The sequence below is a fragment of the Sphingomonas sp. ACRSK genome, assembly GCF_022346685.1.
Classification (GTDB): Bacteria; Pseudomonadota; Alphaproteobacteria; order Sphingomonadales; family Sphingomonadaceae; genus Sphingomonas; species Sphingomonas molluscorum.
In genome coordinates, this window is sequence record NZ_JAKRNR010000001.1 from 44,164 (window position 1) to 65,864 (window position 21,701).

20 protein-coding genes are annotated in these 21,701 nt (G+C 69.3%); 8 read left to right on the forward strand and 12 right to left on the reverse strand.

Going from position 1 to position 21,701, the window contains the following annotated elements; all coding sequences use genetic code 11:
- The first annotated feature begins 141 nt into the window (after window positions 1–141).
- On the forward strand, window positions 142–1,713 hold the full coding sequence (locus MHZ35_RS00255) for a peptide chain release factor 3 (protein WP_239433860.1): 1,572 nt from the start codon (window positions 142–144) through the stop codon (window positions 1,711–1,713).
- 274 nt (window positions 1,714–1,987) lie between these two features.
- On the opposite strand, the gene ppc is transcribed toward MHZ35_RS00255, so the two are convergent.
- The 5 genes from ppc to recF all read right to left on the reverse strand — a co-directional run bounded on the left by ppc (window position 1,988) and on the right by recF (window position 10,902).
- Entirely contained in the window at window positions 1,988–4,663 is a 2,676-nt protein-coding gene (ppc, locus tag MHZ35_RS00260; protein WP_239433861.1) for a phosphoenolpyruvate carboxylase, read from the reverse strand.
- A 136-nt stretch (window positions 4,664–4,799) separates the two neighbouring features.
- Window positions 4,800–7,319 carry a DNA topoisomerase (ATP-hydrolyzing) subunit B gene (gene gyrB, locus MHZ35_RS00265; protein ID WP_239433862.1) on the reverse strand — a complete coding sequence of 840 codons (2,520 nt, stop codon included), beginning with the start codon at window positions 7,317–7,319 and terminating at the stop codon, window positions 4,800–4,802.
- A gap of 60 nt (window positions 7,320–7,379) precedes the next feature.
- Complete coding sequence (locus tag MHZ35_RS00270; protein WP_239433863.1) at window positions 7,380–8,138, reverse strand: ZIP family metal transporter; 759 nt, start codon at window positions 8,136–8,138, stop codon at window positions 7,380–7,382.
- 94 nt (window positions 8,139–8,232) lie between these two features.
- A complete protein-coding gene (locus tag MHZ35_RS00275; protein ID WP_239433864.1) occupies window positions 8,233–9,645 on the reverse strand; it encodes a DEAD/DEAH box helicase in 1,413 nt (470 codons plus the stop codon).
- Between the two features lie 183 nt (window positions 9,646–9,828).
- Window positions 9,829–10,902 (reverse strand): DNA replication/repair protein RecF, encoded by a 1,074-nt coding sequence (recF, locus tag MHZ35_RS00280; RefSeq protein ID WP_239433865.1) that lies wholly within the window; start codon window positions 10,900–10,902, stop codon window positions 9,829–9,831.
- A gap of 97 nt (window positions 10,903–10,999) precedes the next feature.
- Between recF and MHZ35_RS00285 the strand changes: the two genes are divergently transcribed.
- Window positions 11,000–11,338, forward strand: coding sequence for a hypothetical protein (locus tag MHZ35_RS00285; protein WP_239433866.1), 339 nt, complete (start codon window positions 11,000–11,002; stop codon window positions 11,336–11,338).
- Window positions 11,339–11,405: 67 nt separating this feature from the next.
- On the opposite strand, the gene dnaN is transcribed toward MHZ35_RS00285, so the two are convergent.
- Window positions 11,406–12,524, reverse strand: coding sequence for a DNA polymerase III subunit beta (gene dnaN, locus MHZ35_RS00290; protein ID WP_125959455.1), 1,119 nt, complete (start codon window positions 12,522–12,524; stop codon window positions 11,406–11,408).
- 181 nt (window positions 12,525–12,705) lie between these two features.
- Complete coding sequence (locus MHZ35_RS00295; protein ID WP_132882853.1) at window positions 12,706–13,359, reverse strand: outer membrane protein; 654 nt, start codon at window positions 13,357–13,359, stop codon at window positions 12,706–12,708.
- A 135-nt stretch (window positions 13,360–13,494) separates the two neighbouring features.
- Here MHZ35_RS00295 and MHZ35_RS00300 point away from each other — a divergent pair, with 135 nt between their 5' ends.
- The 4 genes from MHZ35_RS00300 to MHZ35_RS00315 are packed head-to-tail and all read left to right on the forward strand — an operon-like array spanning window position 13,495 to window position 16,676.
- On the forward strand, window positions 13,495–14,151 hold the full coding sequence (locus MHZ35_RS00300; protein WP_239433867.1) for a histidine phosphatase family protein: 657 nt from the start codon (window positions 13,495–13,497) through the stop codon (window positions 14,149–14,151).
- Window positions 14,148–14,633, forward strand: coding sequence for a hypothetical protein (locus MHZ35_RS00305; RefSeq protein ID WP_239433868.1), 486 nt, complete (start codon window positions 14,148–14,150; stop codon window positions 14,631–14,633). The genes MHZ35_RS00300 and MHZ35_RS00305 overlap by 4 nt, the downstream gene beginning before the upstream one ends.
- Window positions 14,634–14,662: 29 nt before the next feature.
- Window positions 14,663–15,913, forward strand: coding sequence for a 23S rRNA (adenine(2503)-C(2))-methyltransferase RlmN (rlmN, locus tag MHZ35_RS00310; RefSeq protein WP_239433869.1), 1,251 nt, complete (start codon window positions 14,663–14,665; stop codon window positions 15,911–15,913).
- Window positions 15,914–15,920: 7 nt separating this feature from the next.
- Complete coding sequence (locus tag MHZ35_RS00315) at window positions 15,921–16,676, forward strand: sulfite exporter TauE/SafE family protein (protein ID WP_239433870.1); 756 nt, start codon at window positions 15,921–15,923, stop codon at window positions 16,674–16,676.
- Here MHZ35_RS00315 and MHZ35_RS00320 read toward each other — a convergent pair whose 3' ends face one another.
- Window positions 16,677–17,288 (reverse strand): flavin reductase family protein, encoded by a 612-nt coding sequence (locus MHZ35_RS00320; protein ID WP_239433871.1) that lies wholly within the window; start codon window positions 17,286–17,288, stop codon window positions 16,677–16,679. It abuts the gene before it with no gap.
- A gap of 69 nt (window positions 17,289–17,357) precedes the next feature.
- Between MHZ35_RS00320 and MHZ35_RS00325 the strand changes: the two genes are divergently transcribed.
- Entirely contained in the window at window positions 17,358–18,071 is a 714-nt protein-coding gene (locus MHZ35_RS00325; protein WP_342453494.1) for a cytochrome b/b6 domain-containing protein, read from the forward strand.
- Entirely contained in the window at window positions 18,068–18,829 is a 762-nt protein-coding gene (locus MHZ35_RS00330; RefSeq protein ID WP_239433873.1) for a molybdopterin-dependent oxidoreductase, read from the forward strand. The genes MHZ35_RS00325 and MHZ35_RS00330 overlap by 4 nt, the downstream gene beginning before the upstream one ends.
- Before the next feature lie 4 nt (window positions 18,830–18,833).
- Here MHZ35_RS00330 and MHZ35_RS00335 read toward each other — a convergent pair whose 3' ends face one another.
- From MHZ35_RS00335 to ftsE, 4 genes are read right to left on the reverse strand one after another with little or no spacing between them, the layout of a single operon-like run.
- Window positions 18,834–19,535: a lysophospholipid acyltransferase family protein gene (locus tag MHZ35_RS00335; RefSeq protein WP_239433874.1), complete on the reverse strand. Its 702-nt coding sequence runs from the start codon at window positions 19,533–19,535 to the stop codon at window positions 18,834–18,836.
- On the reverse strand, window positions 19,532–20,071 hold the full coding sequence (locus MHZ35_RS00340; protein WP_239433875.1) for a YdcF family protein: 540 nt from the start codon (window positions 20,069–20,071) through the stop codon (window positions 19,532–19,534). The genes MHZ35_RS00335 and MHZ35_RS00340 overlap by 4 nt, the downstream gene beginning before the upstream one ends.
- Window positions 20,068–20,949, reverse strand: coding sequence for a cell division protein FtsX (locus MHZ35_RS00345; protein WP_239433876.1), 882 nt, complete (start codon window positions 20,947–20,949; stop codon window positions 20,068–20,070). Before MHZ35_RS00345 ends, MHZ35_RS00340 begins: the two co-directional genes overlap by 4 nt.
- A complete protein-coding gene (gene ftsE, locus MHZ35_RS00350; RefSeq protein ID WP_239433877.1) occupies window positions 20,949–21,659 on the reverse strand; it encodes a cell division ATP-binding protein FtsE in 711 nt (236 codons plus the stop codon). Before ftsE ends, MHZ35_RS00345 begins: the two co-directional genes overlap by 1 nt.
- Window positions 21,660–21,701 lie beyond the last annotated feature (42 nt).

Sequence of the window (21,701 nt, forward strand, 5' to 3'; positions counted from 1 at the left end):
CGCCGTCTCGATACGCGGCTGCGCCGCTACTCGACGGCTACTCGGGATGAACGGGGGGAGGGAGAAGGGAGAAGACGAGCCCCTTTTGACGCCCGCGCAAAAGCAGGGCAGGGCGTCCGCAACCCCTTTCCTGGATTCCCGATGCCCACCGCTTCCGACCGCCGCACCTTTGCGATCATTTCCCACCCCGACGCCGGCAAGACCACGCTCACCGAAAAGCTGCTGCTGTTCGGCGGCGCGATCCACCTGGCGGGCGAGGTCAAGGCGCGCGGCGCCGCCCGGCGTGCGCGCTCCGACTGGATGAAGATCGAGCAGCAGCGCGGCATCTCCGTCACCTCCTCGGTGATGACGTTTGAGCGCGAGGGCGTGACCTTCAACCTGCTCGACACGCCAGGCCACGAGGACTTTTCCGAAGACACCTACCGTACGCTGACCGCGGTCGATTCGGCGGTGATGGTGATCGACGTCGCCAAGGGCATCGAGAGCCAGACGCGCAAGCTGTTCGAAGTGTGCCGCCTGCGCAACGTGCCCATCATCACCTTCGTCAACAAGGTCGATCGTGAGGGGCGCGCGGTGTTCGAGACGCTGGACGAGGTCGCCGACCTGCTCCAGCTCGACGTCACGCCGATGACGTGGCCGGTCGGCATGGGCGGCGCGTTCGAAGGCATCTATGACCTGCGCAGCAACCGCCTGCTGCTGCCGGAAGGGCCGAGCCGCGAGTTCCAGGGCAAGGTGGTCGAGACCACCGGCCTCGACGATCCCAAGCTCGACGAGCTGCTGTCTGCAGAGGGCGTCGCCAAGCTGCGCGAGGACGCGGAGCTGGCGATGGCGGGCTATGCCGAGTTCGATGGCGAAGCCTATCGCAACGGCGACCTGACGCCGGTCTACTTCGGCTCGGCGCTCAAGGAGTTCGGCGTCGACTCGCTCATCAAGGCGCTTGCCGAATACGCCCCGCCGCCGCGCCCGCAGCCGGCCGAGCCGGCGCCGGTCGACCCGAGCAACCCGGAAGTCACCGGCTTCGTGTTCAAGGTCCAGGCCAACATGGACCCCAACCACCGCGACCGCATCGCCTTCATGCGGCTGTGCTCGGGCACCTTCAAGCGCGGCATGAAGCTTATCCCCTCGGGCCACGGCAAGCCGATCGCGGTGCACTCGCCGATCCTGTTCTTCGCGCGCGAGCGCGAGCTGGCGGACGAGGCGTTTCCGGGCGACATCATCGGCATTCCCAACCACGGCACGCTGCGCGTCGGCGACACGCTGTCGGAGCGGGCCGACGTGCGCTTCACGGGGCTCCCCAATTTCGCGCCGGAAATCCTGCGCCGCGTCGCGCTCAAGGATCCGACCAAGACCAAGCAGCTGCGCAAGGCGCTGGACGACATGGCCGAGGAGGGCGTGACCCAGGTCTTCTATCCCGAGATCGGCTCGAACTGGATCATCGGCGTGGTCGGCCAGCTCCAGCTGGAGGTGCTGCTCAGCCGCCTGGATGCCGAGTACAAGGTCGCCGCCGGACTGGAACCGGCGCCGTTCGAAACCGCGCGCTGGGTGTCGTCGGAGGATCCGGCGGACCTCAAGACCTTCGCCGACCTCAACCGCACCGCCATGGCCAAGGACCGCGACGGCAACCCGGTGTTCCTCGCCAAGTCGGCGTGGGAAGTCGGCTATGTCGCAGACCGCTACCCGAACGTCCGCTTCGCCGCGACGCGCGAACGGTAAAACATTGTGCTGCTGCGCAGGCAGGAGCCCAGGGCCAAGCAGAACCACGGTTGCGCCTGAAACCCTGGGCTCCCGCCTGCGCGGGAGCACGGGAACCCCCGCTCCCTCTGCGCAGAGTTGGGGGGGGCGACACCAACCACAACCGTTCGTGCTGAGTAGGGGCTGAGCTTGTCGAAGCCCCGTATCGAAGCACCTGCGCCGGTCCTTCGATACGCCATTTCGACTGCGCTCAACGGCACCTCAGGACGAACGGTCGTGCCTGGGTCTTCGAAGCTCACCCGCTGTTGCGCAAGGCCGTCGCGATCGCGTTGATCGATAGCAGGATGCCCTCCCCGATCCGCGCATCCTCCTCGCCGGCACGATGCCGCTTCAGCAGCTCGATCTGCAGCAGGTTGAGCGGCTCGATGTACGGCAACCGCAACCGGATCGACGTCTCCAGCGCCGGATGCTTCTCCAGCAGCCGCGTCTGGCGGGTGACGGTGAGCAGCCCATCCTGCGTCGCCTGCCAGCCGTCGCGGATGCGCCCGAAGATCGCCTCCCCAAGCGCCCGATCCTCCACGAGCGCCGCATAGCGCGCGGCGATCCCCATGTCGGACTTGGCCAGCACCATCTCCATGTTGGCGAGCGTCGCGGCGAACAGCGGCCAGCCGCTCGCCATCTCGCGCAGCAGCCCCTTGTCCTCGAACGCGGCGATCGCCTGGCCGACGCCGTACCAGCCGGGCAGCATCACCCGCGCCTGCGCCCAGCTGAACACCCACGGGATGGCGCGCAAGTCCTCGATCGCGTCGGATTTCTTGCGGCTTGCCGGGCGCGATCCGATCTTGAGCCCCGCGATCTCGCTGATTGGCGTCATTTGGCGGAAGAAGGTCCGGAAGCCTTCGGTCTCATAGACCAGCCCGCGATAGGCGCGGAACGCCGTCTCGGAGAGCGTGTCCATCGCCGCGGCGAAGCGCCCGTAATCGGCGGGCGCCAGCCGCTCCGGCTCCAGGCTGGCCAGCAGGGTCGCGGAGGCCATCGCCTCCAGGTTGGTGGTGGCACTCGCGCGCGTGCCGTATTTCGCGGCGATCACCTCGCCCTGTTCGGTGATGCGGATGCGGCCCTGCACTGTGCCGGGCGGCTGCGCCTGGATCGCCGCGAACGAGGACCCGCCCCCGCGCCCGACCGCGCCGCCGCGGCCGTGGAACAACTGCATGCGAACCCCGGCCTCCTCGAACACCGGCCGGAGCGCGGTCGACCCGCGGCTCAGCTGCCAGGTGGAGGTCAGATAGCCGCCGTCCTTGTTGGAGTCGGAATAGCCGATCATCACTTCCTGGTGCCCACGCACGCTTGCCACCGCGGCCACCTCGGGCAGCGCGAACCAGGCGCGCATGATCTCGGGCGCCGCCTCCAGGTCGCCGATCGTCTCGAACAGCGGGATGGCCATGACATGCGCCTGCGGCGGCGCGCCCGGCACGTACAGCCCTGCTTCCTTCAGGAGCAGGTTGACCTCCAGCAGGTCCGACACGGATTGCGCCATCGAGACGATATAGTGGCGGATGCAGTCGCGGCCGTAGCGGGCATGGGCTTCGGCCGCAGCATGGAGAATCGCCAGCTCGGACGCCGTCTCCTCCGAATAGACGGCATAGGGCGAGGTCAGCGGTCGTGGGCTCGCCAACTCGCGGCGGAGCAGCGCCACCCGCGCGTCTTCGTCGAGGGCGGCATAGTCCTCCGCGACCCCGCCCGCCTTCAGCAGTTCGGCGACGACGCGCTCGTGCACGGCGCTGTTCTGGCGCATGTCGAGGGTTGCCAGGTGGAAGCCGAAGGTCTCCACCGCCCGGATGAGCCGGCCCAGGGCGCCGCCGCTCGCCAGGGGGCCGTTGCCGCCGATAGTGAGCGCATGCGCAAGCGCCGTCAGATCCTCCCGCAACGCAGCCGGGTCGGGATAGCGTTCCCCGTCCAGGGCGGCGGGCCGCGGCGGCGCCTTGCCCGTCAGTGCCCGATAGGTGGCGGCGAGCCGTGCGTAGATGCCCGACAAAGCGCGGCGGAATGGCTCGTCGGCGCGGCTTGCGGCCGTATCCCCGCTCCGCTCCGCCAGCGCCTCGACGCCCGCGTCCACGGTCGCATGTTCGGTCGAGATCGACAGCTCGGCGCCCAGCGCATGCACCGCGTCCAGATAGTAGCCCAGCACCGCCTCGGCCGAGCGCGACAGCGCCAGCCGCAGCGAGTCCGCGGTGACATAAGGATTGCCGTCGCGATCGCCGCCGATCCAGCTGCCGGGGCGCAGGAACGATGCGGGCCGCGCGCCCAGCGCCCGTTCCCAGCGCGCGTAGAGTGCGGGCAGCGTCGGCAGGAACACGTCCCGCAGGTAGCTGAGCGCGGTCTCGACCTCGTCCGCCACATACAGTCGCTCGCGGCGCAGCACACGGGTCTGCCACAGGAGCGCGATCTGCCGGAGGATCGCCTCGTCGACCTGATCGCCGTCCTCGGTCTCCTCCACGCCGCCGTCCCGCAGCGCCATCAGTTCGGCGATGCGGTTCCGGTGGTCGATCATGCTCTTGCGCCGCACCTCGGTCGGATGGGCGGTCAGCACCGGCATCAGCAGCGCGTCGTCGAGCAGCGCGAGCACCGCATCGCGGCCGATGCCGTGCTTCCCCAATCGCTCCAGCGCATGGACGACGTCCGCCCCGGCCTCCGCCGCCACGCCCTGCCGGTCCTCGGCAAGGTTCGCGAGCATCGAGAACAGCATGAAGCCGCGCACGAACGCGATCGTCTCGTCCAGCGTCAGCCGGTCGAGCCCCGGATCAATCGCGTCCGCGCCAGCCACCCCGCGGTGGCGATCGACCGAAGTCGCGCGGATGTACTCGATGCGCTTGAACAGATCCTCGCCGCCATAGGCGCGGATCACGTCGCCAAGCAGTCGGCCGAGAAAGCGGACATCGGGATTATTGGTGATCGCGGGAAGGCTGGCCATGCCGGGTTGCTGCGCTGCGGAAGCGCTCTGGTCAACCGGCTCTTTTCGTTTCGTGCGTCAAAGCGATTCAATCCGTAGCAAAATTACCGCTACCAGAAGTTCTGCCCGGCGGCACCACACCGCCGGGCAGCACAAATCACACGTCGAGGTTGGCGACGCTCAGCGCGTTTTCCTGGATGAACTCGCGGCGGGGCTCCACAACGTCGCCCATCAGGCGCGTGAAGATCTCGTCCGCGACGTCCGCCTGCTCGATCGCGACGCGCAGCATCGAGCGGTTCTGCGGATCGAGCGTGGTTTCCCACAGCTGTTCCGCATTCATCTCGCCCAGCCCCTTGTAGCGCTGGATCGACAGGCCCTTGCGCCCGGCGGCGAGAATCGCGTCGAGCAGCTGGCTGGGCCGTGCGATCAGCACCTCGCCCTTGGCGGCGGTGACCGGCGTCGCTTCGCTCTCCTCCAGGTCCGCGACCGGATTGTCGGCATCGCTCGCCTGGGCACCGCGCGCCGGCACCAGCTTGCCCGTGGCAGCGTAGCTCTCGACCTCCTCGGCCGTCAGCGCGTGGAGCTTGCGCCCCTCGGCCGAGGTCAGGAAGGCGGCCTCGATCACATGGTGATCGGTGACGCCGCGCCACACGCGACGGAAGTGGAGCGCCCCCTCTTCGGAGATGCTGGCACTCCAGCGGGCGTCGCCATCGGTGCTGTCGAGGCGGCGGACCGCATCCGCCAGCCGCTCCTCGCGCTGGGCGCGCGACGCTTCTGGATCGAGCGTGCCGGACAGCGCCAGCACCTCGACGATCTCGGGCGCATAGCGGCGCGGGACGTAGCGCATCAGCGTGCGCATGCGCCGCGCATGATCCACCAGCGTCTTGAGGTCGCTGCCGCTGCGGTCACCGGCCGGCGTCTCCAGCACCTGCGCGGCGACGCCCGCGTCCACCAGATAGGCGTCCAGCGCTGCGTCGTCCTTGAGATACACCTCCGACCGGCCGCGCGTCGCCTTATAGAGCGGCGGCTGGGCGATATAGAGGTGCCCCGCCTCGATGATCTGCGGCATCTGCCGGTAGAAGAAGGTGAGCAGCAGGGTGCGGATATGGGCGCCGTCGACGTCCGCGTCCGTCATGATGACGATCTTGTGGTAGCGCAGCTTTTCCAGGTTGAAGTCGTCGCGGCCGATGCCGGTGCCCATCGCCTGGATCAGCGTGCCGATCTCGCGCGACGAGAGCATCCGGTCGAAGCGCGCACGCTCGACGTTCAGGATCTTGCCGCGCAACGGCAGGATCGCCTGGAAGTGGCGGTCGCGGCCCTGCTTGGCCGAACCGCCGGCCGAGTCACCCTCCACCAGGAACAGTTCGGACTTGGCGGGGTCGCGCTCCTGGCAGTCGGCCAGCTTTCCGGGCAGCGACGCGATGTCCATCACGCCCTTGCGGCGGGTGAGCTCGCGCGCCTTCTTGGCGGCCTCGCGCGCGGCGGCGGCGTCGATCACCTTCTGGATGATCTGGCGCGCGACCGCCGGGTTTTCCTCCAACCACTCCGCCAGCTTGTCGGCCATCAGCGATTCAAGCGGCTGGCGGACTTCGGAGGAGACCAGCTTGTCCTTGGTCTGCGAGCTGAACTTGGGGTCCGGCAGCTTGACCGAGACGATCGCGGTCAGCCCCTCGCGCATGTCGTCGCCGGTGAGGGTGACCTTCTCCTTCTTCAGCGCGCCCGACTTGTCGGCATAGTTGTTGATCGTGCGGGTCAGCGCCGCACGAAACGCCGCCAGATGCGTGCCGCCATCCCGCTGCGGGATGTTGTTGGTGAAGCACAGCACGTTCTCATAGTAGCTGTCGTTCCACTCCAGCGCGACATCGATGCCGACGTCGTCGCGATGGCCGGTGATCGCCACCGGATCCGGCATCAGCGGCTGCTTGTTGCGGTCGAGCCACTTCACGAAGGCAGCGATGCCGCCCTCGTAGAACAGCTCCACTTCGCGCCGCTCCTCGTGCCGGGCATCCGCCAGCACCAGCCGCACGCCCGAGTTGAGGAACGCCAGCTCACGATAACGATGCTCGAGCTTGTCGAAGTCGAACTCGATGTGGTTCTTGAACGTGCCGCCGTCGCCCGGCGCCTTCTCGGTGGAGGGCAGGAAGGTCACGCGCGTGCCGCGCTTGCCCTCGGCCTTTCCGACCACCTTCAGGGGCGCCACCGCATCGCCGTGGCGGAAACGCATGTAGTGCTCCTCGCCGTCGCGCCAGACGGTCAGGTCCAGATATTCGGACAGCGCGTTCACCACCGACACGCCCACGCCGTGCAGGCCGCCGGACACCTTGTAGGCGTTGTCGTCGGACGTGTTCTCGAACTTACCGCCCGCGTGCAGCTGGGTCATGATGACCTCGGCCGCCGAGACGCCCTCCTCCGGGTGGATGCCGGTCGGGATGCCGCGGCCGTTGTCCTCGACCGAGACGGACCCGTCGGGATTGAGCGTGATGAGCACCCGGTCGCAATGGCCGGCAAGCGCCTCGTCGATCGCGTTGTCGCTCACCTCGAACACCATGTGGTGGAGGCCCGAGCCGTCGTCGGTGTCGCCGATATACATGCCGGGGCGCTTGCGAACCGCGTCCAGGCCCTTCAGGACCTTGATCGATTCCGCGCCATATTCGTTGGAGTTGGGGTTCGTCGCCATACCGAGGATATAGGGATTCACCCCCAGGAACGGAAGCAAAATGCGGGTGCTCGGGCGCCCTCAGCCGACCTTGCTGAGCCAGAAAGCGGCCAGGAAACCGGCGACGGCAATCAGGCCGGTATATTCATGCGTGTTCTCGGTCGCCTCCGGGATCATGGTGTCGACCAGCATGGCAAGGATCGCGCCCGCGGCAACAGCGGTGATCACCGCAACCAGATCCGCACTCGCGTCCGCCAGCAGCAGATTGCCGAGCAGCGCCGACAGCCCCGACGCAACCGCGATCGCGGTCCATACGCCGAAGATATAGGCGGTGGACCGCCCCGCCTTCTTCATGCCGGCGGCAGAAGAAAGACCCTCGGGGATGTTCGAAAGGAACACCGCGGCGACCACCGTGGTGCTCACCCCCGTCCCGCCGATCAGGCTGATGCCGATGACGATCGACTCGGGAATGCCGTCCAACAGGGCGCCCAGTGCGATGGCGCCGCCGCCCCCTTCGCTCGCGTGCGGCTGCGTCTCCGTGCTCTCGGTTCCCGAGCGCTTGCGGTGGCGGGCGCCCCGGCGCGAGAGCCAGACGTTGCCGGCGGTGTAGAGGGCTGCACCGCCAACGAACCCTGCGGCGGTCGCATCAAGCCCGCCGCGGGCGAACGCATCGTCCATCAGGTCGAAGGCGACGGCGGAGATGAGGACGCCCGAGCCGATCGCCATCACGGCGGCGATCAGGCGCTGCGGCAGTTGCACCGCGCCGGCGATGGCGGCGCCGATCAGCAACGCCGAGCCGCCGAGCAGGCCCCAGAGCCCTGCCTCGAGCCAAGTCGGCATCAGCCGACCGGCATCTTCAAGAAGGTGGGGCAGCGCCGCATGCGTACGTCAACGCCGCAACGGCGCTTCGGTGCCCCCCGAAGAGTCGCGCGCCTTAGCGCGCGACGCCCTGGCCGCCGCCACCCGGACGCCGACCGCGCCCACCCCGGCGCGGGCCGCCCGGACGCGCACCGGCCGGACGCTCGCCCGCGGGACGCTCGCCTGCCGGCTTGCCCTGGCCACCGCGCGACGGATTGCCGACCGGGCCACGGCCCGAGCCTGCGGGCTTGGCGCTGTGCGTGGCGCGCGGACGCGGCAGCTGGCGATCGCCCGGAGCGCGCTCGGGCCGATCGGGCGCATGCGGTGCGCGCGTCGCCTTGATGTTCGCCGCCTCGGCCAGGAAGTTCTCCGGCAGCGGCACCACCTCGATCTTCTGACGGGTCAGCTTCTCGATCTGGCGCAGATAGGGGCGCTCGTCCTCGGCGCAGAACGCAAAGGCGATGCCGTCGGCGCCGGCGCGCGCGGTGCGGCCGATGCGGTGGACGTATTGCTCGGCCACGTTCGGCAGCTCGAAGTTGACGACATGGCTGACGCCCGAGACGTCAATGCCGCGCGCGGCGATGTCGGTCGCGACCAGGATCGGCACCTTGCCCGAACGGAACTCGCCGAGCGCACGCTCACGCTGCGGCTGCGACTTGTTGCCGTGGATCGCGTTGGAGGCGATGCCGTTGGCGGCCAGCAGCTTCACGACGCGGTCGGCGCCATGCTTGGTGCGGGTGAACACCAGCGAGCGATCGATCTTGTTGTTGCGGAAGAACAGGGTCAGCAGCGCCTGCTTCTCCTGCTGCTGCACGAAGGTGACATACTGCTCGACGCGCTCGGCGGTGGAGGAGACGGGCGCCACCTTCACCTCGGCCGGGTGGGTGAGGTACTTGTCGGCCAGATCGCGGATGTCCTTGGGCATCGTCGCCGAGAAGAACAGCGTCTGGCGATCCTTCGGCACCATCGACACGATGCGGCGCAGCGCGTGGATGAAGCCCAGGTCGAGCATCTGGTCGGCCTCGTCGAGCACCAGGATCTCGAGTTCGTTCAGCGCCAGGCACTTCTGGTCGATCAGGTCGAGCAGACGGCCCGGCGTCGCCACCAGGATATCAACGCCGGCGGCGACGTCGCGGATGTTGCGGGCAACGGGCACGCCGCCGAACACGGTCGCGACGTTCAGCTTGGTGTACTTGGCATAGGTGCGCGCGTTGTCGGCAATCTGGCTGACCAGCTCGCGGGTCGGCGCCAGCACCAGCATGCGGCAGCGCATCGGCTTGCGGCGGACGTTCGCCTTCACCAGCAGGTCGAGCGACGGCAGCACGAAGGCCGCGGTCTTGCCGGTGCCGGTCTGGGCGATGCCGAGCAGGTCGCGCTGTTCCAGGACGATCGGGATCGCGTCGCGCTGGATCGGGGTGGGTTCGGTGTAGTTCTTCTCGGCCAGGGCATCGAGAAGCGGCTTGGAAAGTCCAAGGGACTGGAAAGACATGGAATACCTGTCAGTAGCCGGCACGCGCGGCCAAGGTGGACGCACGGGAGGCGGGGCAAAAATGCGACCCGCGTGACTTGGGAAGCCGGTGAGCGCGACGCGAGCCTCGGCCGCAAGGCCGGATCACGCTGCTTGTTTGAAGCGTCGCTGCGGTGTGGCAGATGCGCCCGCCACCCCGAAAAGTCAAGGTTGCGGCCCGACCACCTGTCCATCGACGACGTGGAACCGCGTCGCCTCTGTCCCGATCGCGTCGAACAAGCCTGGCTCGGTGCCGGTCAACCAGACCTGGCCGCCGCCTGCCAGCCGATCGAACAAGGCCGCCCGGCGGCCGGGATCGAGATGCGCCGCCACCTCGTCGAGCAGCAGCAGCGGCGGGCGCCCGGCCCGCTCCGCGACCAGCGCGGCATGGGCAAGCACCAGCCCCAGCAGCAGCGCCTTCTGCTCGCCCGTCGAGCAGCGATGCGCCGCCTGTCCCTTTTCCAGGTGCACCACCGCCAGGTCGGACCGATGCGGCCCTGCCAGCGTCCGCCCCGCCGCCGCGTCGCGGGAGCGCCCGGCGGCGAGTTCGGCCCGCAGCCGATCGGCATCGCCGCCCCACCCCTCGATCGAGAGCCCGGCCCGCGGGAAGGCACCGGCAGGGCTCGCCGCGATCCGCTCTGCCAGCATGGCCACCGTCGTCCGGCGCGCCGCATCCACCGCCGCGCCATGTTCGGCCATTCGCGCCTCCAGCGCCGCCAGCCACTCGGGATCGGCCGGGCGATCGTCGGCCAGCAGCCGGTTGCGCTCGCGCATCGCCGCTTCGTAGCGGCTGGCGTGGTTGGCATGGCCGGGCGCGAGCGCCAGCGCCAGGCGGTCGAGGAAGCGCCGACGCTCGCCCGCGGGTTCGACGAACAGCCGATCCATCGCCGGGGTCAGCCACAGCACCGTCAGCCACTCGGCCAGTGCCATGGCCGTCGCCGGCGCGCCGTTGATCCGCACCAGCCGCCGCTCGGGCGCATCGGGACGGGTGCCGGTGCCAAGCGCGGTATCGTCCGCCAACACCGCCGCCACGCCAAAGCCGCCGCTGCCGCCCTGGCGCGCCATCTCGGACAAGGGCGCGCGCCGGAGGCCGCGACCCGGCGCCAGCAGCGACACCGCCTCCAGCACGTTGGTCTTGCCCGCCCCATTATCCCCGGACAGCACGACGAAGCCCGGCCCGGGTGCGAGCACCGCGTCGGCATGGTTGCGAAAGTCGGTGAGGGACAGGCGCGCGAGCATCGTTGGCGCCGCTGTAGCGCAACCCGCGTCCCAGTGCGACGCAACCTTCCGGCCCGCAGGGAATTGCCTTCAGCGGAACCGAGAAAAGGGGATGGTGATGCGGAAATGGTGGATCGCGGCGGCAGCACTCGCAGTGGCGGCCTGTGGGGCGCAGACGCCGCAGGAACGTGAGGCCGACCAGTTGCGCGATGCCGCAGAGGCGCAGGCCGACGCGATCGAGGCGCAGGCCGGAAACGTGTCGGCGGGCATGAAGGCGGAGGCCGAGCAGTTGCGCCAGCAGGCAGGCCAGGGCGGCGGCTATGATGCCCAGCGCCTCCAGGTCCGCGCCGAAGCCCGTGAGCGCGAGGCCAAGCTGGTGGAGGAACAGGCCGAAGCACGGGCCCGCGCCGTCCGCGACGAGGGCAAGGCCCGCGCCAGCGCCGCGCTGGCGAAATAAGGGCGCCGGACCCCGGCCTTCGCCGGGGTACCGGACAGGTCAGGTTAGAGGAACGCGAAAGCGTTCCTCACACCCGCATCGGCATCAGCACGTACAGCGCCGGCGACTTGTCGTTCTCGCGGATCAGCGTCGGGGCTGCCGCGTCCGCCAGGTGCACCTCGCAGAGGTCGCCCTCGATCTGGCCCAGGATGTCGAGCAGATAGCGGCTGTTGAAGCCGATCTCGAACGGCAGCGCGCTATAGTCGCCGGGCACTTCCTCGGCAGCCGCGCCGTTCTCCGGGCTGGTCACGGACAGGGTGATCTTGTCGCGATCGAGCGCCATCTTCACCGCGCGGGTCTTCTCCGTGGCGATGGTCGAGACGCGGTCGACGCCCTCCATGAAGCTCTTCGGGTCGAGCTTGAGGAGCTTGTCGTTCGCGGTCGGGATGACCCGCGAATAGTCCGGGAAGGTGCCGTCGATCAGCTTGGAGGTGAGGATCGCCTGGCCCAGGTCGAATCGGATCTTGGAACCCGACAGCGACACGCCGACCGATCCATCGACCTCTTCGAGCAGCTTGCGCAGCTCGGCCACGCACTTGCGCGGCACGATCACGTCCGGCATCTTTTCGGCGCCTTCCGGGCGCGGCAGCGTCACGCGCGCCAGCCGGTGGCCGTCGGTGGCCGCCGCCTTCAGCACCGGCTCGCCGCTCGCATCCTCGGACACGTGCAGGAAGATGCCGTTCAGATAATAGCGCGTTTCCTCGGTCGAGATCGCGAAGCGCGTCTTGTCGATGATCTGCTTGAGCATCTCCGCCGGCAGCTCGAACTGCGTCGGCAGCTCGCCCTCGGCGATCACCGGGAAGTCGTCGCGCGGCAGCGTGGCGAGGTTGAAGCGGGCGCGGCCCGCCACCACCGTCAGCCGGCCCTCGGCCGCCGACAGCTGCACCTGCGCACCCTCGGGCAGCTTGCGCGCGATGTCGAACAGCGTGTGCGCCGAAACCGTGATCGCACCCGGCTGGTCGACGGCGGCCGCGATCGTCTCGTCGATCTGCAGATCGAGATCGGTCGCCATCAGCCGCATCGAGCCGTTCTCGGCCGCCTCGATCAGCACGTTCGACAGGATCGGAATGGTGTTCCGCCGCTCGACGACGGATTGGACGTGGCTCAGCCCCTTCAAGAGGGTCGCGCGTTCGATCGTCGCCTTCATCTTTTCAAAACCCCCGGGCGCCCGCCCTAGTCCTGGCCACCCGGTCGGGTGGGATTGGTCCGTTGTCTCACCTCTAGCGCGCAAAAAAGGGCCGGAGCAAGCTGCTCCGGCCCTCCTTGTTTCCGATTGCGCATGCCGTCTGGGGGGTTATCGCCCTGACGGCGCGGCAAGCGGCGCTCGCTTAGAAGCGCATCCCGACGCCGACCAGCACCTGGTGACGGTCGGTATCCACGTCGAAGCTGTCGGTCGTGTTGCCGTCGAAGCGGAAGTCCGCGCTCGAATAGTTCGAGTAGCGATACTCGAGCTTGGCATAGGTGTTGGTGCCGATCGACTGCTCGACGCCTGCGCCGACGCGATAGCCGTCCAGCTCATAGTTGCGGTCGAGGTCCACGTCGCCGTTCACGCCCTGCACGTTCAGCTTGGCGTTGGTGTAGCCGGCCTTGGCATAGACCAGGGTCTGCGGCGTCGCGAGGATACCGGCGCGCACGCCGACATAGATGTCGCGGCCAGGTGCCACGCGGCCGTAGCCGAAGTAGTTCGGATCGCGCGTGTCGGTCTTGGTCTTGCCGGTCGAGTCGGTCAGTTCCGCCTCGAGGCCCAGCACGGCGCCGGAAACGGCGAAGTCATAGCCGACGTCCACACCATAGAGGAAACCGTCCACGGTCTGGTCGTCGCCGTCGATGTCCGAATCCTCGCTGCTGCCCGGACGAACCGCGTCATAACCGGCGACCACGCCGACGCGCGGGCCGGTGAAGTTCGGGTTGACGTCCTGCGCCATCGCCGGGGCGGCGAATGCGGAGGAAGCGGCCAGCAGGCCCAGAGCGACGTAACGCATAACAAACTCCTGAATTGCTGCCCGAGGTACGCCGGGCACAGCGCTCAAATAGGCGACGGGCCGGCAGGTTTCATGAACCCCAGCTAAACAGGGATTTTCGTTGCATTCGCGCAACAGGGGCTTGAAAGCAGGGCCATGGTGAACAAGGCACGGCAGGGGCGCGACTTCATCGCGCGGCATGGCGAGACGGTCTACAACGTGGCCCGGCGCATGCAGGGCGACCACCTCCACATTCCGCTCACGCGCGCCGGTTTTGCCCAGGCGGATGCGATGGGGGCCGCGCTTCGGACGCTGCTCGGGCCGAAGCCGAAGCTGACGCTGTGGGCGTCGACCGCGGGCCGCGCGCTCCAGACGCTGGCGATCATCGCCGAACATCTCGAGCTCGACTGGCACCAGGCGCGCACGGACGCGCGGCTGATCGAGATCGGCATGGGGCAGTGGACGGGCCGCTATTATCGCGATGTCGCGGCCGAATCGCCCGACTTCATGGACTATGAGCATCGCCTCTACCGTCGTCCGCCACCGGGCGGGGAGTGGTATGATGCCATCGCAACCCGCGTCTCCGGCTGGCTCGCCGACACCGACGCGGATCCGGGCGACCGGCTGGTGATCATGCACGGCATGTCCAGTCGCGTGCTGCGCGGGGTGATGACCGGCCTGGACGTGATGCCGCAGTTCGCCGCGCCCGTCGCGCCCGACCTGCCGCAGGGTTCGATCGTCCGGATCGAACACGGCGTCGAGACGGTCGTTCACCTCGGCAGCGGCGACATCGCGCACTCGGCGCCTGCATGATCGCAACGCTGCTGGCGGCGGCCGCGCTCGCGCAGGCGTCGGCCGCCGCACCGCCGGCGCGGCGCACCCTCGGCATCTTCGAGCGCTGGGGCGCCTTCGCCGACGCCGCCCCACGGCGCTGCTATGCGATCGCCAAGCCGATCTCGCGGCGGACCGCGCTCTACCCGTTCGCCAGCGTCGCGACCTGGCCCGGTGCCCACGCCCGCAACCAGCTCCACCTCCGCCTCAGCCGGCGGCGTGCGCCCTCGGCGCAAGTGACGCTTTCCGTCGGCGATCGCCGCTTCCCGCTGCGCGCCGGCACGCTCGATGCCTGGGCGCCGGACGTCGCCGCCGATCGCGCGATCGTGTCCGCGATGCGCTCGGCCCGCAGCATGAGCGTGGAGAGCCTGGCCGAGGGCGGCAGGCCGTTCGTGGACGTCTATGCGTTGAAGGGCGCAGCGACCGCGATCGACGCGGCAGCACTCGCCTGCCTGCCGGCCTAGCACGTCCCGAAACGAAGCGGGCGGCGGGCATGGAAATTGCCTGCAAATTCGACTATATGCGCGCCATGCTGACAGTGTCGACGCCGCCGATGCCCATTCCGGGGCACATCGATCCCGTGCCCGTGCCCCGTGCAACGGCCAAGGCGCCGCGCCCGGATGGCCGCGTCGACCTGGTCGGGCTGTCCAAGCCCGCCATCCGCGAGGCGCTGGAAACAGCGGGCATGGAGCCGAAACAGGCGAAGCTTCGCGCCAAGCAGCTGTGGCACTGGATCTACAACCGCGGCGCCACCGAATTCTCGGCCATGACCGACATCGCCAAGGCGCAGCACCCGTGGCTGGCCGAGCGCTTCGTCGTCGGCCGGCCGGATGTGGTCGAGGCGCAGGTCTCGTCCGATGGCACGCGCAAGTGGCTGCTGCGCTCGCCCGACGGGCAGGATTACGAGATGGTGTTCATCCCGGACGCCGATCGCGGCACGCTGTGCGTCTCCAGCCAGGTGGGCTGCACGCTCAATTGCCGCTTCTGCCACACCGGCACGATGCGGCTGGTGCGCAACCTGACCGCGGGCGAAATCGTCGGCCAGGTGATGCTCGCGCGCGACGCGCTGGGCGAATGGCCGTCGAGCCCGGAAGGGCGCATGCTCACCAACATCGTGATGATGGGCATGGGCGAGCCGCTCTATAACTTCGACGAGGTCAAGACGGGCCTCCAGATCGTCATGGACGGCGACGGCCTGGCCCTGTCGAAGCGGCGCATCACCCTCTCCACCTCTGGCGTGGTGCCGATGATGGCGCGCGCGGGCGAGGAGATCGGCGTGAACCTGGCGGTCTCGCTCCACGCGGTGACCAAGGAAGTGCGCGACGAGATCGTGCCGCTCAACAAGAAATACGGCATCGAGGAGCTGCTGCAGGCGTGCGCCGACTATCCCGGCGCCAACAACGCGCGGCGCATCACCTTCGAATATGTGATGCTGAAGGACAAGAACGACAGCGACGCCGACGCGCACGAGCTCGTCCGCCTGCTGCGCAAGTACCAGCTGCCGGCCAAGGTCAACCTGATCCCGTTCAATCCCTGGCCGGGCGCGCCGTACGAATGCTCGACGCCGGATCGGGTCAACGCCTTTTCCGACATCGTGTTCGAGGCGGGCATTTCCGCGCCGGTGCGCCGCCCGCGCGGCCGCGACATCGACGCCGCCTGCGGGCAGCTCAAGACCGCCGCCGAGAAGAAGAGCCGCGCGCAGCTGGATCGCGAGGCCGAGGAGAAGATGGCGGCGCTCGGCTGAGCCCGTCATGGACTGGAGTGTCATCGGGCTTGCCGCCCTGGCCGGCTGCGTCGGCGGCGCGATGAACGCGCTCGCCGGCGGGGGTGCCTTCGCAACCATGCCGGCGCTGGTCGGGATCGGGCTCCCCGCCACGATCGCGAACGCCACCAGCAACGTCGCGATGCAGCCCGCCGCCATGGCGAGCGCCTGGACCTACCGCCGCGGACTCGCGCCGCTGGGCGGCCTCTCGATCCGGCTGCTGAACAGCGTCAACTTCGTGGCGGCGCTGGTCGGCAGCTATCTGCTGGTCGTGACACCGCCGACGGCGTTCGACGTGATCGTGCCCTGGCTGCTGCTCTTCGCCTTCGGGGCGATCGCCGCCGGCCAGCGCGGCGCCGCCTGGTTGCGTGCGCACGCGACGATCGGCCCGCGCACGCTGATCGCCGCCCAGCTGCTGCTTGGCGTCTATGGCGGCTATTTCGGGGGCGGCATCGGCATGATGATGACGGCGGTCTTCGGGCTGCTGGTCGGCACCGATCCCAAGCGGATGGCCGCACCCCGCACGCTGATCCTCGCCACTGCGAACCTCGCCGCCGCCGGCGTGTTCGCAGCCTTTGGCATGGTTGCGTGGGCAGCCTGCATCCCGATGCTCCTTGGCGGCATCCTCGGCGGCTGGGGCGGCGCCTGGCTCGGCGATCGCCTTTCGGCGCGCACCATCCGGCTCTGGACGCTGGCGGTGACCGGCGTCACCACCGCCGCCTTCTTCTGGCGCGCCTACGGCTGATCAGCCCGGCCGGCGCATGTGGAACAGCGCGTCTTCGGCGATCTGGAAGTAATCGGCCGGGCCGCCGCCCCGTACGATCGGGCGCGCGCGGGCGGTCTGGTAGATGCCGTCGTCCAGCAGCGCCGTGTCGATGTGGATGCCGACAGCCTCGCCCAGCACCAGCCACTGGTCCAGCGCGCGGCCTTCCTTGGTCTCCAGCCGGACGATCTGGGTCACCTTGCATTCGAACTGCACCGGGCTGCCTGCCACCCGCGGCGCCGCCACCAGGCGGGAGGGCAGCGCCTCCAGCCCCGCGAGCGTGAACTCGTCCGCATCGCCCGATGCCGAACTCGCGTTCATCGCTTCTGCTTGCGCGCGCGTCGCCAGGTTCCAGACGAACTCGCCCGTCGCCTCGCAATTGGCGAGGCTGTCCTTGCGCCCCTGGGACGCGAAGCCGATCAGCGGGGGGCGATAGTTGAACGCGTTGAAGAAGCTGTACGGTGCCAGGTTGCGCCGCCCGTCGGCACCCAGCGTGCTGATCCAGCCGATCGGACGGGGCGCGACGATCGCGTTGAAGGGATCGTGCGGCAGGCGGTGCCCGTCCGCGGGCTCGTAGAAGTGGAAGTCGGTCATGCCCGCTCCTAACGCGTGAGCCGGCCGGGGGGCTACCCGCAGGCGGCCGCGCGGTCTATCGTTCTGCCGGTGAGCCGCCAGCCGCCCCGCGCCGTCTATCGGCACCGTCCGCTCACCCGGCTGTGGCACTGGGTCAACGCCGTGGCGATTTTCGTGATGATCGGCAGCGGGCTCATGATCCTGAACGCCCACCCCCAGCTCTACTGGGGCGAGTATGGCGCGAACTTCGACCACGCCTGGATCCGCTTCGACCGGTTCCCCGGCTGGATCACGATCCCGTCGACCTACAATCTCGCGCTCGCGCGCCGCTGGCACCTGTTCTTCGCGCTGGTGCTCGCGTTCGGATTGCTGATCTTCCTGATCGGCAGCCTCCTCAACCGCCATCTCTCCCGCGACCTTGCGATCCGCCGTGGCGAGCTGTCGCGCCGGCACCTCTGGGCGGACTTCCGCGCCCACCTGGCCTTCCGCTTCCACGATCCGGAGGCGCCGCGCGACTACAACAGCTTCCAGAAGCTCAGCTACATCGCGATCCTGTTCGTCGCCCTGCCGGTGGTGATCCTGACCGGCCTCACCCTGTCGCCCGGCATGAACGCGGCCTGGCCCTGGCTGCTCGACCTCTTCGGTGGCCGCGCCTCGGCGCGCTCGATCCACTTCCTCGCCGCCGCCGCCATCACGCTCTTCACGGTGGTACACATGGTGCTGGTGATCCTCGCCGGCCCGATCAACGAAGTGCGCTCGATGATCACCGGCTGGTGGCGCGTACCCGAAGACGAACAGCCATGAGCCGCATCCTCACCCGCCGCCGGGTGCTCGCCGGCATGGCCGCGGGCGCCGCGGGCCTCGTTTCCGGCTGCGACCAGCTGGGTGAGTCGCCCGCCGTCCGTGGCCTGCTGTTCAAGGGCGAGGACGCGCAGCGCTGGCTGCAGCGCGGGCTCACCGCCCGCAACGCGCTCGCGCCCGAATACCGCCCTGATCAGCGCTCGCCGATCTTCCGCTCCAACGGCACTGCACGACCCGACACGCCCGCCTATGCCGCGCATGCGGCCAGCGCGTTCGCCGACTGGCGGCTCGCCGTTGACGGCCTGGTCGCGCGGCCGTTGTCGCTCTCGATGGCGCAGATCCGCTCGATGCCCGCGCGTACCCAGATCACCCGCCACGATTGCGTGGAGGGGTGGAGCGCGATCGGCAAGTGGAGCGGCCCCCGCCTGTCCCGCCTGCTGGACCTCGCCGGCCTGCGCGACCAGGCCCGTTACATCGTCTTCCACTGCGCCGACCGGCTGGGCGGGCGGCCCTATTACGAATCGGTCGACCTGATCGACGCCTTTCACCCGCAGACGATCCTCGCCTGGGCGATGAACGATGCGCTGCTGCCGATCCCCAACGGCGCACCGCTGCGCCTCAGGGTCGAGCGCCAGCTCGGCTACAAGCACGCCAAGTACATCGAGCGGATCGAGGCGGTGGCGAGCCTGGACGGCATCGCCGGCGGCAAGGGAGGGCTGTGGGAGGATATCGCCGACTACGATTGGTACGCCGGCATCTGACGCCTCAGTCGGCGGAGAACGCCGGCTCCAGCGCGTTGATGCCGGCATGGACCCGTGCCTCGATCTCGGCGCGGGAGAGGCCGGCCGGGATCGGTGTACCGAAGCGCAGCGTGATGGTGCCCGCATGCTTCACGCCCTTGCGCGGCCACAGCGGCCCGCTGTCGAGCGCGACCGGCACCACCGGCATGGCGAGCGCCTTGTAGAGGCCGGCGAAGCCCGAGCGCAGCGGCGGCGTCTCGCCCGGCAGGACGCGGGTGCCCTCCGGGAAGATCAGCACCGCACGGCCGGCGCGGCGCGCCTCCTTGGCCTCGCGCAGCATCGCGCGCAGCGCGTCGGCGCCTCCGGCCCGGTCGATGCCGATGCTGCCGTAGCGCTGCGCCGCACGGCCCCAGAACGGAATTTGGGTCAGTTCGCGCTTCATCACGATCACCGGCGCGCCGATCCGCCACGCCAGTTCCAGCGTCTCGAACATCGCCTGATGCTTGGCCGCGAACAGGAAAGGCCCCTGGGGAATTTCCCCCTCAATCCGGACATGGATGTCGAGCAGCCAGCGGGCGAGCGCGCCCTGGGCGCGTGCCCATCCTTCCGCATGGCGCCGCAGCGCCCGTGGTCCCGCCAGCGCGACCAGCGGCGCGGCGAGAACGATGGCGATCGTGAGGGCATAGAAGACGAGGTTGAACGCAAGCGTCCGCAGCCAGGCGATCATACGCCCAGCCCCAGCCACAGGACCACGCGCCGGACCAGATATTTGTTGTACTCGTCGAACAGGATGCCGAAGCGCGGCGTGCCCGGAACGGGGTCGGCGATCACCTCCACCCGATCGTCGAGCGCGTGGCGAAGCTCCAGTGCGGCGCGTGCCATGTGCCAGTCCGACGTCACCAGCCGCACGGTGCCATAGCCGTGGGTCCGGACCCAGTCCGCGGTCTCGTCGGCGTTGGAGCGGGTATCGACCGCCTCATGGCCCAGGTCCACGCAGCAGGCGAACACCCGCGCCGGCACCTTGTACGCGGCCGCCAGCTCGCCGGGGCGCACGTCCGGGTCGACGCCGGTCACCAGCATCCGCTTGGCCTTGCCCGCGCGCACGACCGCCAGGCCGCGGTCGATCCGGCCTGGCGCGCCGGTCGGCACGACCACCGCGTCGGTCACCAGCCCATCGGGCGCCGGCCGAGGCAGCGCGACGGTGAACAGCGCGAAGCCCAGGACCCAGGCGATCAGCGCCACCGAGAGCAGCCGCCAGATCACAGCACCTGCCCCAGCGCGCGCAGCACCGCGATGCGCGCGGCGACCATCGCCAACAGCATGAAGGCGATCGGCGTGGCGACGATCAGCAGCCAGTCGACCGTCGACAGCGCGAGCCCGGCGAGCACCTGCGACTCCAGGCCACCGATCTGCAGCCCCACCACCACCACGACCGCGAGACCTGCGACGGTGCCGATCAGCCCGCCGGTCAGCGTGTCGACGGCGATCCGCTGCTGGAACAGGCGGGCGATCTGGACATCGGTGGCGCCGAGCATGTGGAGGATGTCGATGGTCCCGCGGTGCGTGTCCAGCCCTGCCCGCGCGGAGAGCAGCACGACCGCCGCCGTCGCGCTCGCCATCACCGCGACCAGGCCGAACGCGACCCAACCGAGCGTGCGCAAGAAACCCCGCACCGGCGCCAGCCAGCTCGCGTGCCAGTCGACCCGGGCAGCAGACGTGGCGGCGTGGGCGATGCGGGTCACTGCCGCAACGGCCGTGTCGTCGCTCTGCCGCAGGTCCACGTCCACCATCGCCGGGATCGGCAGGTCGGCATCCAGCCCCGCCTCTCCCAGCCACGGCCGCATCAGCTCGGCCAGTTCGGCCCGGTCCACTTCCACGGCCCGCGTCACCATCGGCGCCTTGCGCAGCCCGGCGAGCAGCCGTGCGACCGCGGCATCGCGCTTGGCGGCGTCGGCCTCCACCACCTGCACGGTCAGGCGGCCGGCGAGCTGCTGGTCCAGCGCGCTGCCGGCACCCGCGACCGACAGGCCCATGGCTGCCGCCAGCACCGTCAGGAAGATCATGATGGCCATGATCCACACCATGGTGCGGCGTCCCTGCCGGTCGCCCAGCAGGCGCCGGTCGCTTGCGCGCATCGCCATCAGCGCACCCCGTCGGAAGCGGGCGGGAAGCGCATCTGGCCGGTGGGATCGATCAGCTTGCCCTTCTCCAGCCGCATCATGCGCGCAGCCGGGATCCGCTGGAGCAGCTCATAGTCATGGGTCGCCACCACCACCGTGGTTCCCAGCCGGTTGAGCGAATCGAACAGGTGCAGCAGCCGCTCGGCCATGTCGGGATCGACGTTACCGGTCGGCTCGTCCGCCACCAGGATCTCGGGCCGGCCGATCACCGCGCGCGCGATCGCGATGCGCTGCTGCTCGCCGCCCGAAAGCGTGGGCGGTGGTGCGTCGGCCCGGTCGGACAGCCCCACCCAGGCGAGCATCTCGTTGACGGGCACCGCCACGTCGGCCTCCGGAACACCGGCCACCCGCAGCGGCAGCGCGATATTGTCATAGGCCGACAGGTGCGGGACCAGGCGGAAGTCCTGGAACACCACGCCGATACGCCGGCGAAAACCGGGCAGGCGCGCGCGCGGCAGCGTCACCGCATCCTCGCCGAACAGCCGGATCACGCCCCGGCTCGGCCGCTGGGCGAGGTAGAGGAGCTTCAAAAGCGAAGTCTTGCCCGCACCCGACGCGCCGGTGAGGAAATAGAAGGAGCCCGTCGTCAGCGTGAAGCTCACGTCCGACAGCGTCTCTGCCCCATTGCCGTAGCGAAGGCCGACATTCTCAAACTGTACGATATTGGCCATCGCTGGCGCCGGCCACCCCGTTTGAAGCTTCGCGGGCGCCGC

Coding starts and splice junctions, on each gene's coding strand:
- MHZ35_RS00275 (WP_239433864.1), bottom strand. CDS start 9,645: ATGTCTTTCCAGTCCCTTGGACTTTCCAAGCCGCTTCTCGATGCCCTG.
- MHZ35_RS00285 (WP_239433866.1), top strand. CDS start 11,000: ATGCGGAAATGGTGGATCGCGGCGGCAGCACTCGCAGTGGCGGCCTGT.
- MHZ35_RS00335 (WP_239433874.1), bottom strand. CDS start 19,535: ATGATCGCCTGGCTGCGGACGCTTGCGTTCAACCTCGTCTTCTATGCC.
- MHZ35_RS00330 (WP_239433873.1), top strand. CDS start 18,068: ATGAGCCGCATCCTCACCCGCCGCCGGGTGCTCGCCGGCATGGCCGCG.
- rlmN (WP_239433869.1), top strand. CDS start 14,663: ATGGAAATTGCCTGCAAATTCGACTATATGCGCGCCATGCTGACAGTG.
- MHZ35_RS00305 (WP_239433868.1), top strand. CDS start 14,148: ATGATCGCAACGCTGCTGGCGGCGGCCGCGCTCGCGCAGGCGTCGGCC.
- recF (WP_239433865.1), bottom strand. CDS start 10,902: ATGCTCGCGCGCCTGTCCCTCACCGACTTTCGCAACCATGCCGACGCG.
- MHZ35_RS00255 (WP_239433860.1), top strand. CDS start 142: ATGCCCACCGCTTCCGACCGCCGCACCTTTGCGATCATTTCCCACCCC.
- ppc (WP_239433861.1), bottom strand. CDS start 4,663: ATGGCCAGCCTTCCCGCGATCACCAATAATCCCGATGTCCGCTTTCTC.
- MHZ35_RS00295 (WP_132882853.1), bottom strand. CDS start 13,359: ATGCGTTACGTCGCTCTGGGCCTGCTGGCCGCTTCCTCCGCATTCGCC.
- MHZ35_RS00300 (WP_239433867.1), top strand. CDS start 13,495: ATGGTGAACAAGGCACGGCAGGGGCGCGACTTCATCGCGCGGCATGGC.
- MHZ35_RS00345 (WP_239433876.1), bottom strand. CDS start 20,949: ATGGCGATGCGCGCAAGCGACCGGCGCCTGCTGGGCGACCGGCAGGGA.
- dnaN (WP_125959455.1), bottom strand. CDS start 12,524: ATGAAGGCGACGATCGAACGCGCGACCCTCTTGAAGGGGCTGAGCCAC.
- MHZ35_RS00320 (WP_239433871.1), bottom strand. CDS start 17,288: ATGACCGACTTCCACTTCTACGAGCCCGCGGACGGGCACCGCCTGCCG.
- MHZ35_RS00270 (WP_239433863.1), bottom strand. CDS start 8,138: ATGCCGACTTGGCTCGAGGCAGGGCTCTGGGGCCTGCTCGGCGGCTCG.
- gyrB (WP_239433862.1), bottom strand. CDS start 7,319: ATGGCGACGAACCCCAACTCCAACGAATATGGCGCGGAATCGATCAAG.
- ftsE (WP_239433877.1), bottom strand. CDS start 21,659: ATGGCCAATATCGTACAGTTTGAGAATGTCGGCCTTCGCTACGGCAAT.
- MHZ35_RS00315 (WP_239433870.1), top strand. CDS start 15,921: ATGGACTGGAGTGTCATCGGGCTTGCCGCCCTGGCCGGCTGCGTCGGC.